A 12,784-nucleotide genomic window follows, 5' to 3' on the forward strand; every position below is an offset into this window, starting at 1 on the left:
TTTTCTTCTACTAGTATAACAAAAAAAGGGAAGAAGGCAAACTTCCCTGTTTAGTCATTTTCTTGATGTAAAGAGATAGTGAGTATTCCAATTAAAAATCAATTATATGCTACTCTATAAAATCTCTTCCACGTAACGGATCGATAGGGACTGTTATTCTATCTCTTGCTATAACCGTATTATCTAAAACAGCATAACATTCAACATAGTGGTCTCCTTTAAACTGAGAATCTTCGTGATGTTTTATTTTACCTGAAAAAATAGCACCACGCTCACAATTTCTTCTAATCGCCTCAGCTCCAATATTTCTTACTTTCCAATAATATTTAACATCAGACAAAAGATTATCTGGAATATCTGATTTTATAATTTCAAAATCAAGAGATTTTCTATTTTTAATCTTAAATCTACTTTTTAAAAAGTCTGAAAGAAGTGCTTTTCGAAAACCATCTTGTGTAATTTCACACTCCAAAACAATATTATATTCGATATTAACATTAAACAATTCATCAATAAATTCTTCATTCGAAGCTCGATTTGTTGTAGAAGTGGATTGAGCGAATTTTCTACCAAATAGCTGTCTATAAACTTCAGTAAGTTTCTCTTCTGAAGCGTCTTCTATTTTCTTTAGAGCTTGCTTAGCTTTATTGACAAATTTTGCTCCATCATTATTATAAATCTTTTGATTACTACCTAAAGCATACCAATACTCTCTATTTTTATCTTGGTTTGAAAAGTATTCAAAAATATCTTTCAAGAGAATATTGTAATCAGAGTAATATATTTCAGAAATACCTTTATCATCAATTAAATCAGATATCAAAGTATCTATCAACAACCCCTTAAATGAAAAGCCCATATGATTTTTCCATTGTCGTATGAGCCTTGTTAAGTTAGAAAAATGATTATTAAAATTCGAATTTAAAGATTTAGATTTTTCAATTTCAGGCTTTGGTTTAGTAGTTTTCCAAGAGCCTCCGTTACGAGAATCAGGATATTTAAAATTACCATCAGATTGTTCGAAAGCTGGAACTAACTCAATTTTTCCACCATCCGAAAAATCAATAACAACGACCTGTCCGTCTCCTTTTATTTTTGTATTTGGGTATCTTTTTAGTAATTCGTTTTTTATTTCCTGTAGAAGTGCTGATTGACCATTACCCTCATAAGAATCAAATCGTCTATACACTTCTGAGGGTAGTGAAAAAATATAATCAAAATCACTAACATTTCGAACAGCCGTCGTTCTCCCCACACTACCAACAATCAAACCATTGTCAATTTCTTCATCTTCAAGCTCATCTAAGGAATAGTATTTTCGATTAAGTCGTTTCGTAATCTCTTTTAATCTATTCTTCCATTTTTCCCATTCCTCGTCCGTCATGGGGAGTTCGTCTTCGCAAAATTCTTTAAAATCATTAGATAAAGACATTACTCTTCCTCCTTAATTTCCATCAATTCTTTTGGAATAAAGTATCTATAATCTTCCTCATAATCATTATCTTTTCTCGATTTTATTAGTTTTGAAGCCTTGGATACATTTTTGGGAGAAGCATTAGAAAGTTGACTATAAGTAGCATCTCTTCGAAATTTTAATTCTTCGAAAGATTCTTGGATTTCACTTGATGGTTTTCCATTGTAAACCACCTCAGATAAAAGAATTTCAGCTAACACTTTAAGATTCCAAAGCTCATCAACAGATTTCCTCTCCAAAGCTAGTCGTTCCTCAAAGTTAAACTCCTTGGTGATGCTAAAAATTATTGTAGTGACTAATGATAAAAATGCTGTAACAAGCTTTATCCAATATTCATCAAACCAAAGTATTCCAACTAAGCCAGAAGAGACAACTCCAGAAATGATTATTATTGCTATTCTAAACCATCGAATATAGCTTTCTAACTCGTCCATTCTAACCGCATGAATTTTATGAGTCCAACCTACATTTACTATAAATTTTTTAAGTTGAAAGTGTAATTTTTCTTGATTTTTCGACATTAAACCTCCTCCTTACTATTTTTGCTTATCTTGGTATGTTTCCCAAACAAATGACACTACCGTTAATGCAGATCCTACAACAACTGAAGCATACCTTGGTGGCAATTCTATAAAGTTAGCTCCCTTACCATGACCATCACCTTTATCATTTCTAAGACTGTTAATACCCTTGATAATTTGATTCAAACTACTTAGAACTAGCTTTACATCTTGATTATTTTTTGCTGAAATATTTTCATTAGAATCCAAGTTTAAAAATTTAAAGACTTTCTTTTGCAAAGTTGCAATATCATTAGAATTAGAATACTCAATTTTTTCATGTTCTAAAATATGTTTAAAACATGATTCCAACAATTCCTTAGCTTTTCCAATAGCGTCCGCTGGAGAGCGAGAAATCATTTCATTCATAATCCCCATTTGCTTATCTATATAGTCGCTATCAAAATAGTCAGATAAAGATTCAGCAACATTATTTAAGTAGGCCATTTGTGAGACTTCATACTTCGAAAGTCTCTCTTTCAATTTCAATGCCTGAGAGTTCCTCTCTTCAGTTTTCTCGTAATATGAGTCAGGAAGGTCTTCATAATATCTAAGTAAATCTAAAGCTAATTTTAAAACCAGTTCATCTGGTTCGTTATCTACAAAAGCCTGTAAAGCTTTCCCTTTTGAACCTCCATATTTCTCTTGAATATTTACTCCTACTGAATTAAAAGTAAAATTAGCAAAAGTAGAGTTAGAAAAATTTAATACATAACCGTCACTATTAAAAAATACTTTTATAAAACTCTTATCTTGAAAATTTAATTCCATATCAAGTTCCCTAGATTTAAAACATCAACTCGCTTCAAACAAATCCAGTTGACCAAAACTTTCTTCGAGTTTCTGTTGCTTTGCAATTACATCACTATTTCGTAAATCTGACACTAACTTTTCAGCAATATACCACATCATTACTGGTGGAATAGCATTCCCCAGCATTCTATATTGAGCACCTTCTGAACCAAGCAATTCATAGTTTTCTGGAAACGACTGAATACGTGCAACCTCTCTTGGAGTATAGCGACGGTAACGTCCATTTTCTAACAAAACAGGGTCAGTGCTATTTAAGGATACTTTTGCTAAATGAGAACTAACCGTATTACTCGGCTGTTCAATGTCTTGTGCTCGTCCTTTATTCATTTTTTTGCCAGATTTACTATTTAGCATTCCTTGCACAGCCCTCTCGCTAAAATAATACTTTTCATCAATATCTTGCTGAAGAATTACTTTTAGTGGTGTATAATCTTCTACATTTTGAATAGGCTCTTCAGGAAATTCAAAAGTAAAATTCAAATCCTTTCGAATACCAACAATAAACACTCGCTCTCTCTTTTGCGGAACGCCGTATTTGGTGGCTACGCAAAGTTTATAAGAAACATTATAACCAGCTTTTTCGAACTCTTCAATAATTAGAGGAAAGGCTTCTTTATTGTTTGCAGACAAAATTCCCTTAACATTTTCGGCAAAAAATGCTTTTGGTTGATGAGCTTTTAACACTCGCACCATCTCAAAAAACAATGTCCCTTTTTCGTCTTTTATTCCTAAGCGTTTCGGATTTTGAGCACTAACAGAAAATGATTGACAAGGAAAACCTCCCGTTAAAATATCGAAAGATGGGATTTCATCTGATTTTATTTCTCGGATATTTCGATTGTCTGGAGTAACACCAAAATTCTTTTCAAACATTTTATTGGCACTGTCTTCAATATCATTTGCATAGACAATCTCAATTTGATTATCGGCATAATGTTTACCTAAAAAATCAAATCCACCAGCAAAACCAATATCCGTTCCACCTCCTCCACTAAAAAGAGAGGCAATTTTTAGTTTCTTCAAATTAAATTCTCCTCAAAGCCAACTGACGATGAAAAACGGACATCATATCCATCTTTTCTCTCAATCAGAAGCATCTTCTCATTTTTGACTAACTCATACAAATTCTTGATAATAAACAATTTTTTGCTATGTTTAGAAATCTGCAAACGATAAATATAGTATCTATCACGCACAGATTTAGCAGTTCGCCATTCGTTCGGTGTGATATGAAACGAATTAAAAGTAATAGAAGCATTGCTGACAGTTGTTTTGACTTCAATATACTTTCTCAGCTCAGAATCATCACACTCAAAAGATTGAACATCGTAGCCGACACCAAACTGTGTTGGAATAAAATTCACCAGATGGAGCAACTGTTCTTGCCCATGTTCTCGTAATTTTTGTTTTTCATGATTGATAACAATAGCTTCTCCCGAACTCCCTACAACAGCGGTAGAGATTTTCTCGCTGTATTCGATGTGTTCAGTTAGATGTCCGATAATATCTGTTTTCTCTTCAGTAAAATCAATATCACTTGGAAGGTAGAGATTAAAGTTTGTCCTAAAATCAATATCTCCTAAATCACGATTGACATATTCGAACCAAGCACTTCTAAAATTTCGAACATCTTCAATTGTTGTAGAAGCATTTCCAATAAATTGAGCATAGCCATCAAAGGTAGCATCTGATTGCAAAAAGTCATTTATTGCTTGCTCTTCCATAGAATTTATTTTATACCTACCACCTTGAACAGTTAGTAAACTCGCTATAACCATGTAATCTAAAATATCTTTGGCATATCGAATAACATCTCCTTTAGTATCGTAAGCTACTTTAGACGCTCTATTCTCTTTGATACGATTCCATATTTCCAAAACAGGCTCTCTATCACGAGTACATCTCAAATCATTAAAGATACAATGGGCGACTTCTTCATCGGTGAGGTAAATAGTTTTTTCTTCAGCTTGTGAGGCTTCTGTAAATAGTTCCAGTAGATACTGAGCTGGCTTAAATTGAACTCCGATTTGACAAAGTTTAACAATCTCGTTATCTTTTAGATGCCCACCAGGATATTCAAAATTATACAAAAAGGTTTTAAAAAAGCGAATAAGGTCTTGGTCTTCAGTCAATTCCTTAGCCCTATTTCCTGAATAGACAAAGCCCTCTTTCTCAATCATCATTCCAAACAAAGAAGAAATCTCTGTTCGCCAGTTATTGATTGTTTTCTCTGTTTTATCTGCATTTCCTGCATATTGTTTGATAATGTCATTTAGTTGCTGACTAAATTCCTTTTTAGGCAATATTCCCAAATAAGAAATATTCGTTGCCATATAAACAAGTACATTTTCGACATCATTTTTAAAACGAGGTCTTGGGTGATGTAGTCTAAAATAATATTTCTCTGGAACTTGATACATAGTTATTCTTCGTTATTTTTTAAATATTTCAGTAAATTGTTTGCAATCTGCTGAGCCATTAAAGGAGGAACAGCATTACCAACTTGTCTAAATTGCTGTGTTTTACTTCCGTAAAAGATAAAATCATCTGGAAAAGATTGTAGACGAGCAGATTCCCTCACTGTTGGCACACGATTATACTTATAGTGGAAATGATGTCTATGCCCCGTATCAATCGTAGGAGCTGGCTTCCAACTAGCAAATCGTGTCCAAGCGACATTAAATTTTCTTGTTTCTCGTAATTCCTCTGGGAGATTTTTATAATTTCCACCGTCAGGGACAAGGGCAATTGTACTTATCACTTTTTCTGAATGCTTGGCTGCAACGTGGTTCAAAACCACGTTTGAACGTTTTCGCATTAGTTTTTGATAGTCATTTTGTGGTTCTGAAACATAAGACATTTCTATCTCGCCAAGTTCATTTTCTAATGTTGGTAAATCAGAAATTGCCATCTCTGTTGTAATGATTGTTCCCAATGCTTCAGGATATTCAAATCCATCATTCCTCGTCCCCACAAAAATAACACGTTTTCTATTTTGAGGAACTCCATAGTCAGAGGCCAGCAACACTTTAAACTGAACCTTATAACCCATTTTCGAAAATTCTTCTATGATAGTATCTTTTATTTGCCCTTTAAACAAACTAACAATCCCAATCACATTTTCAATGACAAAAGCAGTTGGCTTTATTTCTCGAACCAATCGAATATAAGACAAATAAAGTTTGTTCCTTGGATCATCAAATTTTCTAGGTCCAGAAAGCGACATCCCCTGACAAGGGGGACCACCTACAATTATGTCAATTTTTTGTTCTCCAATTATTGGTTTTATATCTTCCTCATAAGATATATTCGCAATATCTCCACATAATATTTCTGAATTCTGATGATTTTTTTGAAAGGTTTCTAAGGCTTTTTCGTCATTATCAATTCCTAATAGAACATTAAATCCAGCCATCTCGAATCCATAAGATAGACCACCTGCTCCTGAAAATAAATCTACAATGTTATATTTTTTCAACTGATAAACTCCACACTATTTTCTCATATATAATTATACCATACTGCGTACTTAAAAATAATTCTAATAGAGTACATTATATATATTCAACGTAAACTGAATGAACATTGTTTTTATTTATTCACTACTCAATCAATTCTATGATTTAGACTCCGAATATTATCATCACTAATTAAGTTAAACAGAAACAGACAGAATTATTAAATCCTGTCTCCCTTTATTGTTGTTCTTCCCAGTCATGGTAGGCTGCGTAAAGCTGGCTCTTATTCCACTGGTAAAACTTAGCTACTTCCTTGATAGCTTGATTTTTCTTCATGCCTTGCTGGATACGAGTTTGGATTTCTAAGAACAAGTCTTCCTCGTCTTTTTCTTCTACATCCTGACTGGCACCTTCAACGATGAGAAGGCATTCTCCCTTAAGTGGCGTTTCAGCGATGCTTTCCAGCAATTCAGAAATTGTACCTCTTTGGTATTCTTCATAGATTTTGGTCAATTCTCTAACCAAGACCACCGAGCGGTCGCCATAAACTGCTAGCATATTTTCTAACGTATCTGCCACACGATGGGGCGATTCATAGAAAATCTGAGTTTCTGGATAGTCTTTTTTCGAGTCGAAAAATTGCTTTTGCTGGCCTGATTTTCTCGGTAAAAAGCCGTAAAAGATATGTGGCTGTGGCGCTAAACCACTGGCGATCAAGGCAGAAATTCCTGCAGAGGCACCTGGAACAGTCACAACCGCAATTTCTTCCTCAATGGCTGCCTTAACCAAATCATGACCAGGGTCTGAGATGCTAGGCAGACCCGCGTCGGATACCTGAGCAATGCTTTGTCCTGCTTTCAGGAAACCAATCAAATCAGGAATTTTTTCCTTGGCATTGTGCTCATGAAAACTAATCTGCTTAGTAGAAATGTCAAAATGCTTGAGCAGAAGCCCTGTATTGCGCGTGTCCTCAGCCGCAATCCAGTCCACTTCTTTCAAGGTTTGGATGGCTCGAAAGGTCATATCATCTAGATTGCCAATCGGCGTTGCCACTAGGTACAGCTTGCCATAGGGAGACTGCCCCTTAAAACTTTTTTGAATCTGCATGCCTACTCCCTGTATAACAACTCGTCACAGAACATACATTCCTCGTCCTGCTCTCGACGTTGTCCATAAAAATCATTACATACGTGAAATCCATCACGGTAAATGCGACGGACACTTTCGCGAACATGTTTGGCCTTGACAGGAGCATCTGCTTCCACCTCACCCAAGCGTTCGCGCAACTTACTATTTTCCAAGCGAAGAGCTGTATTTTCCTCTACCAGGCTCTTGAGATTTTTCTTGATGGCTTCCACATCGGCTAAGGTTACCAATAACTGTTGAGAAAAATCATCCAGCGCGTCAAATAATTCTTTTTTGTCCATAAAACAGCCCTTTCCTTTCTTTATCGTTCATTTTGAGTTTACATTTCTTTCAAGACCAGATATTCCATGGCATTTTGAAAGCTGACATTAGCTTGCCACATTTTTCTAGCTTCTAGCAAATCTTGTAGAATCACTCTTACTCTTGCTTGTAGGATATCTTGCCCACAGAGGACTTCAAGAATCCGTAAAACCTGATCTTGTTTTTCCTTATCATCTGCCAAGCTAGCTAGTTTGGCAACTTGCAAATAACTTTCCTTTTTCTTAGCTACTAACCAAGTCAGCAGGCGTTCACTTTCATCAACCAAGATCCAAAAACTTGCCTGATTGGCTAACTTTTCTGCTTCAGCTCGCGATTGACTAAACTGGGCTAAAAGAGTTGCTTTTTTCTTGACCAGACCTGCTTGTTCTAATTGATGGATGAGCTTCTCTTCTTGCTTTTTAAAGTGGAAAATCTGGGTTCGACTGCGGATGGTCGGTAACATCTTTTCCTCATCGCTGGTCAAGAAGAAAATATAAACCTCGCTCTGGGGTTCTTCGATGACCTTGAGCAGAGAATTGGCTGCATTAGGATGCATTTTCTCAGCTTGCTCGATAATAAAGACCTGTTGCTGACTTTCAATCCCTGCTTGGGAAAACTGGCCCACCAATTCCCGAATGCGTTCTGTCTTGATGACCTGATTGACTGGCTTAATCAAGGTGACATCTGGAAACTCTTCCTGTTCAATCAGCTTACAATTTCGGCATTTCTCACATGGTAAAACACCTACTTTATCTGTACAAAAGAGGCTCTTAGCCAAAAACTGCGCCATTTCAAAGCTTCCAAAGAAACCTGAAAAAAGATAGGCATGATTGAGCTGGTCTTGTTCTAGGATACGGACAAAGCGGTCAAACTGATCTGGTTGCCAATCTTTTAGTTGATCTTGTTTCATTTGGCCAAGCCCATTCTGTCAAACAAGACAGCCTTGGTAGTTTCCACAACTTGCTCCAAAGGAAGACTCGCATCAATCTTGACTATGCGATTTCCTTCTTTGTCCAGAAGAGAAAGATAGCCTTGACGAACTTTTTTGTGCAAGTCCAACCCTTCCAAGTCCAAACGATTGACCTCGCGGTCACTATTAGCAGCAATGCGAGCCAGTCCCTCTTCCACCTCAATGTCAAAATAGAGGGTCAAATCAGGTTTGAGGCCATCTGTCGCAAACTGATTGAGCCAGTCAATGGCTTCAATGTCCAAGCCACGACCAAATCCCTGATAGGCAACAGAACTATCGATGAAGCGGTCCATAATGACCAACTTGCCAGCTTCAAGGGCTGGAAGAACTTTTTCCACTAAGTGCTGTCTGCGACTGGCAATATAGAGAAGGAGCTCTGTCTTCGCATCCATCTGAGTATGACTTGGATCTAAAATCACTTCCCGAATCTTCTCCCCTATCAAGACTCCGCCAGGTTCACGGGTCGTCAGCACCTCTACCCCTTTTTCCTCTAAAATTGGGAGCAGAGCCTCTAAAACACTGGTCTTTCCTGCTCCCTCTGGTCCCTCAAGAGAGACTAAAAATCCTTTTGACATGTCTAACTCATTTCTTTTTTACTACTTCTATTCTATCAAAAAAATAGGGGTTTGTGACAATCTTTTTTGTCTTCTCATTTAATACTCAATGAAAATCAAAGAGCAAACTAGGAAGCTAGCCGCGGGCTGCTCAAAACACCGCTTTGAGGTTGTAGATAAAGCTGACGCAGTTTGAATTTGATTTTCGAAGAGTATCAACCACCATAAAAGAGGCAGACAAATCCACCTCTTATTTACCTAATTCTTGTGTTCGTTTGTAAGCTTGATGAACTGCATCAATGACTGTTCCTCTAAAAGCATGCGCTTCTAAGCTCGCTACACCAGCAATAGTCGAACCGCCTGGGCTACAAACTTGGTCTTTCAAGACCCCAGGATGTTGCTGGCTTTCTAGGACCAATTGACCAGCTCCTACAACAGTTTGAGCCGCCATTTTCAATGCCGTTTCTCTTGGCAATCCCGTCTGAACACCCGCATCTGCCAAGGCCTCAATAAAGAGATAGACAAAGGCTGGCCCACAGCCTGCAAGTCCTGTCGCAGCATCTATTAAGCCTTCTCCTAGTTCAACCAAGAGGCCAGCATTTGCTAATAACTGACAAAAGAGCTCACTATCCTCAGCATTACAATTAGGTGACAAAGCATAGCTGATAACTCCTTGACCGATAGAAGCAGGGGTATTTGGCATCATACGAATAATTCGGTGTTGACTTGGGATAATACTTGCTAGTTTTTCTAAAGTCAATCCAGCTGCCATGGAAATCAAAAGAAGACTCTCTCGTTTTTCAAGAATGGTCTGGTATTGAGAAAGCAAGTCTGAGAACTGGGCTGGCTTAACACCTAGAAAAATCACATCTGCTTCTGCGAAGATTTCTCCGTTACTAGAAGCCTGACCACCAAAGTCTGCAATGAAAGCATCCACCTTGGCTTGACTACGATTGGCAAGGAGAATCTGAGCACCCGTCTTGGCCTGCAAAACAGCCTTGGCCAAACTAGCTCCCATATTCCCCAAGCCGATAAATCCAATCTTCATCTCTTACTCCCTTATCTGCCCATCACCAGTAACCACATACTTGTAGCTAGTCAACTCTTTCAAGCCCATTGGACCACGCGCGTGCAATTTCTGAGTAGAAATCCCCATTTCACAACCAAGACCAAATTGGCCTCCATCTGTGAAACGAGTTGAAGCATTGACATAGACTGCTGCAGAGTCCACTTGATCTGTAAAGTAAGCTGCAGCTTCAGCATTCTCCGTCACAATGGCATCCGAATGATGGGTACTGTGGGTTTCAATATGGGCAACCGCTTCTTCTAAACTGCTCACAACTTTAACAGCTAGGACATAGTCTAAAAACTCAGTATCAAAGTCTTGTGCTTCAGCTACTTGACCTGAAACAAACTGGCTTGCTTTGCTATCCAAGCGGAATTGAATTGGTTCCAGTCCAGCTTCTTTTCGATCTGCAACTAGCACTTTCTCCAAACGAGGAAGGAAGCTTGCTGCTTTGTCTTCATGAACAAGTAGAACCTCCATGGCATTGCAGACAGAAGGACGACTAGTTTTGGCATTGTTGATGATAGATAGAGCCTTATCTTCATCTGCGTCCTTATCGACATAAACATGAACAATCCCAGTTCCTGTCTCGATAACTGGTACGATAGCATTCTCAACCACGGCATTGATCAAGCCAGCCCCTCCACGAGGAATGAGAAGGTCTAGATAGCCCTTGGCCTTCATCATGGCATAGCTACTTTCACGGCTGGTATCTTCCACCAGTTGAATCACATCTGGGTGAATAGTAGTCGTTTCCAAGCCCTTCTTCAAGGCTGTGACAATGGCATGGGCAGTTTGATAGGCATCCTTCCCACTACGAAGAACAACCGCATTTCCACTCTTGAGAGCCAAAGCAGCCGCGTCAGACGTCACATTTGGACGGCTTTCATAGATAATACCGATAACACCCATAGCCACACGTTTTTTGGTGATAACCAAACCATTTTCAAGATGACTTGTTTCTAAAACTTCACCTATTGGATCTGGTAAGGCAACCACTTCACGAATCCCAGTTGCCATTGCTTCTATACGCCCTGCATCCAAATAAAGACGATCCAGCATCACATCTGAGATTTTACCCTTAGCAGCTTCCATATCGAGGGCATTGGCCGCTAAAATTTCCTCAGTAGCAGCCACTAAGTGATCAGCCATGGCTAGCAGAGCTTGGTTTTTCACGACTTCACTGGCTGTGTTGATTGATTTTTTAACGGCCTGTACCTGTTCAAATTGTTCTTGTGTACTTACCATAGTTTACCTCTAAAATTCTGTAAAGAGTAGTTGGATTTCAGGAGTAATGGAAATCCAATCGTCACGGTGAATCAAGACCCCCTTGGCTTTTTGAGAACGCAACATATCCTCCAAAGCAGATGCACCAAATTGCACGCGTCCTTTTCCAAGTGATTTTCCACTTTCCTTGTCAAATACTGTCACGATATCACCGTAAGAAAAGGCTCCTTCTGCGTCAACAATACCAGATAAAAGGAGACTCTTGCCATGTTGAGAGAGAGCTTCTGCAGCACCTTTATCAACCCAAATAGAACCTTGACTCTGAGCATAAAAAGCCAGCCATTGTTTCTGGGTACGAAGTCCCTTCTCTTGCGCAACAAAGTAGGAACCATCCTTGGTCTCCTCAGCCGCCTCAATCATAGCGTCTGACTTCAAGGATGAGCAGATATAAACAGGAACTCCTGATTCCGTCGCGATAGTTGCAGCTTTGATTTTGGTTAACATGCCACCTGTACCATTAGACGAACCTGCACCACCTGCCATATCAATAATCTCACGATTGATGGTCTCAATTTTCTCCAAGCGTTTGGCTGTTGGATCTGAATTAGGATTTCCAGTATAAAGACCGTCTACATCTGTCAAGAGGACCAAAAGGTCAGCTTGGACCATGGCCGCTACCTGGGCACTTAAAGTGTCATTGTCCCCAACCTTGAGTTCATCAATAACGACACTGTCATTCTCGTTGATGATAGGAATCGCTCCACGGCTAAGTAGAACTGACAAAGCCTGATGGGCATTTTTATAACGGCGCTTATCCACAAAGTCATCCTGGGTTAGCAAGATTTGTGCAGAAACGATTTGGCGCAAGAGAAGACTGGTCGTGTATTCTTCCAACAAAAGCCCTTGCCCTACCGCTGCTGAAGCCTGTTTATCAGCAATCTTAGTCGGACGCTTTTTAAATCCTAAGGCACCAAAACCTGCAGCAATGGCACCTGACGACACCAAAATCAATTCATGACCAGCTTCGTGCAACATAGCCAATTGCTGGGTAATAGCCTTTACCTTACTACGTGATAAACTTCCATCCTCATTTGTCAGAGAAGAAGTCCCCACCTTAAAGACAATCCGTTTGTATTTCATAGTCTCACTCCGATTCTTCATATTTATCCATTATAACATGAATGGCAGGAAATAGAAAAGAGTTGATAGGAAAAAG

At 38.4% G+C, this 12,784-nt stretch carries 13 protein-coding genes; all 13 read right to left on the reverse strand.

What is annotated here, in order from left to right; translation table 11 throughout:
• Positions 1-109: 109 nt before the first annotated feature.
• The 13 genes from JQ843_RS07375 to proB all read right to left on the reverse strand — a co-directional run bounded on the left by JQ843_RS07375 (position 110) and on the right by proB (position 12,708).
• A complete protein-coding gene (locus JQ843_RS07375) occupies positions 110-1,432 on the reverse strand; it encodes an SMODS domain-containing nucleotidyltransferase (RefSeq protein WP_153226512.1) in 1,323 nt (440 codons plus the stop codon).
• Positions 1,432-1,995: an SLATT domain-containing protein gene (locus JQ843_RS07380; protein ID WP_153226511.1), complete on the reverse strand. Its 564-nt coding sequence runs from the start codon at positions 1,993-1,995 to the stop codon at positions 1,432-1,434. Before JQ843_RS07380 ends, JQ843_RS07375 begins: the two co-directional genes overlap by 1 nt.
• Positions 1,996-2,010: 15 nt before the next feature.
• Complete coding sequence (locus tag JQ843_RS07385; protein WP_000422393.1) at positions 2,011-2,805, reverse strand: abortive infection family protein; 795 nt, start codon at positions 2,803-2,805, stop codon at positions 2,011-2,013.
• 24 nt (positions 2,806-2,829) lie between these two features.
• A complete protein-coding gene (gene dcm / locus JQ843_RS07390) occupies positions 2,830-3,870 on the reverse strand; it encodes a DNA (cytosine-5-)-methyltransferase (RefSeq protein WP_000734158.1) in 1,041 nt (346 codons plus the stop codon).
• Positions 3,867-5,267, reverse strand: coding sequence for a protein NO VEIN domain-containing protein (locus JQ843_RS07395; RefSeq protein ID WP_000285316.1), 1,401 nt, complete (start codon positions 5,265-5,267; stop codon positions 3,867-3,869). The genes dcm and JQ843_RS07395 overlap by 4 nt, the downstream gene beginning before the upstream one ends.
• A 2-nt stretch (positions 5,268-5,269) precedes the next feature.
• Positions 5,270-6,325, reverse strand: a complete 1,056-nt coding sequence (locus JQ843_RS07400; protein WP_000760484.1) for a DNA cytosine methyltransferase — start codon at positions 6,323-6,325, stop codon at positions 5,270-5,272.
• A gap of 217 nt (positions 6,326-6,542) precedes the next feature.
• Entirely contained in the window at positions 6,543-7,412 is an 870-nt protein-coding gene (gene rsmI, locus JQ843_RS07405; RefSeq protein WP_001166867.1) for a 16S rRNA (cytidine(1402)-2'-O)-methyltransferase, read from the reverse strand.
• Positions 7,413-7,414: 2 nt separating this feature from the next.
• Entirely contained in the window at positions 7,415-7,732 is a 318-nt protein-coding gene (gene yabA, locus JQ843_RS07410; protein WP_000358228.1) for a DNA replication initiation control protein YabA, read from the reverse strand.
• 38 nt (positions 7,733-7,770) lie between these two features.
• Complete coding sequence (locus JQ843_RS07415) at positions 7,771-8,661, reverse strand: DNA polymerase III subunit delta' (protein ID WP_203213299.1); 891 nt, start codon at positions 8,659-8,661, stop codon at positions 7,771-7,773.
• Positions 8,658-9,296, reverse strand: a complete 639-nt coding sequence (tmk, locus tag JQ843_RS07420) for a dTMP kinase (protein ID WP_061542614.1) — start codon at positions 9,294-9,296, stop codon at positions 8,658-8,660. Before tmk ends, JQ843_RS07415 begins: the two co-directional genes overlap by 4 nt.
• 229 nt (positions 9,297-9,525) lie before the next feature.
• Complete coding sequence (proC, locus tag JQ843_RS07425; RefSeq protein ID WP_203213300.1) at positions 9,526-10,323, reverse strand: pyrroline-5-carboxylate reductase; 798 nt, start codon at positions 10,321-10,323, stop codon at positions 9,526-9,528.
• Positions 10,324-10,326: 3 nt separating this feature from the next.
• Positions 10,327-11,589, reverse strand: a complete 1,263-nt coding sequence (locus JQ843_RS07430) for a glutamate-5-semialdehyde dehydrogenase (RefSeq protein ID WP_203213301.1) — start codon at positions 11,587-11,589, stop codon at positions 10,327-10,329.
• Between the two features lie 9 nt (positions 11,590-11,598).
• The gene (gene proB, locus JQ843_RS07435) at positions 11,599-12,708 is read right to left on the reverse strand and encodes a glutamate 5-kinase (protein ID WP_238393764.1); all 1,110 of its coding nucleotides are present in this window, start codon (positions 12,706-12,708) and stop codon (positions 11,599-11,601) included.
• Between the last annotated feature and the right edge of the window lie 76 nt (positions 12,709-12,784).

Origin of the sequence: Streptococcus mitis (genome assembly GCF_905187495.1) — a bacterium.
GTDB lineage: Bacteria > Bacillota > Bacilli > Lactobacillales > Streptococcaceae > Streptococcus > Streptococcus mitis_CU.

What these genes read in the sequence shown, in the direction of transcription:
- JQ843_RS07375 (WP_153226512.1), bottom strand. Translation starts at nt 1,432, where the DNA reads ATGTCTTTATCTAATGATTTTAAAGAATTTTGCGAAGACGAACTCCCC.
- JQ843_RS07380 (WP_153226511.1), bottom strand. Translation starts at nt 1,995, where the DNA reads ATGTCGAAAAATCAAGAAAAATTACACTTTCAACTTAAAAAATTTATA.
- JQ843_RS07385 (WP_000422393.1), bottom strand. Translation starts at nt 2,805, where the DNA reads ATGGAATTAAATTTTCAAGATAAGAGTTTTATAAAAGTATTTTTTAAT.
- JQ843_RS07395 (WP_000285316.1), bottom strand. Translation starts at nt 5,267, where the DNA reads ATGTATCAAGTTCCAGAGAAATATTATTTTAGACTACATCACCCAAGA.
- rsmI (WP_001166867.1), bottom strand. Translation starts at nt 7,412, where the DNA reads ATGCAGATTCAAAAAAGTTTTAAGGGGCAGTCTCCCTATGGCAAGCTG.
- yabA (WP_000358228.1), bottom strand. Translation starts at nt 7,732, where the DNA reads ATGGACAAAAAAGAATTATTTGACGCGCTGGATGATTTTTCTCAACAG.
- JQ843_RS07415 (WP_203213299.1), bottom strand. Translation starts at nt 8,661, where the DNA reads ATGAAACAAGATCAACTAAAAGATTGGCAACCAGATCAGTTTGACCGC.
- tmk (WP_061542614.1), bottom strand. Translation starts at nt 9,296, where the DNA reads ATGTCAAAAGGATTTTTAGTCTCTCTTGAGGGACCAGAGGGAGCAGGA.
- proC (WP_203213300.1), bottom strand. Translation starts at nt 10,323, where the DNA reads ATGAAGATTGGATTTATCGGCTTGGGGAATATGGGAGCTAGTTTGGCC.
- JQ843_RS07430 (WP_203213301.1), bottom strand. Translation starts at nt 11,589, where the DNA reads ATGGTAAGTACACAAGAACAATTTGAACAGGTACAGGCCGTTAAAAAA.
- proB (WP_238393764.1), bottom strand. Translation starts at nt 12,708, where the DNA reads ATGAAATACAAACGGATTGTCTTTAAGGTGGGGACTTCTTCTCTGACA.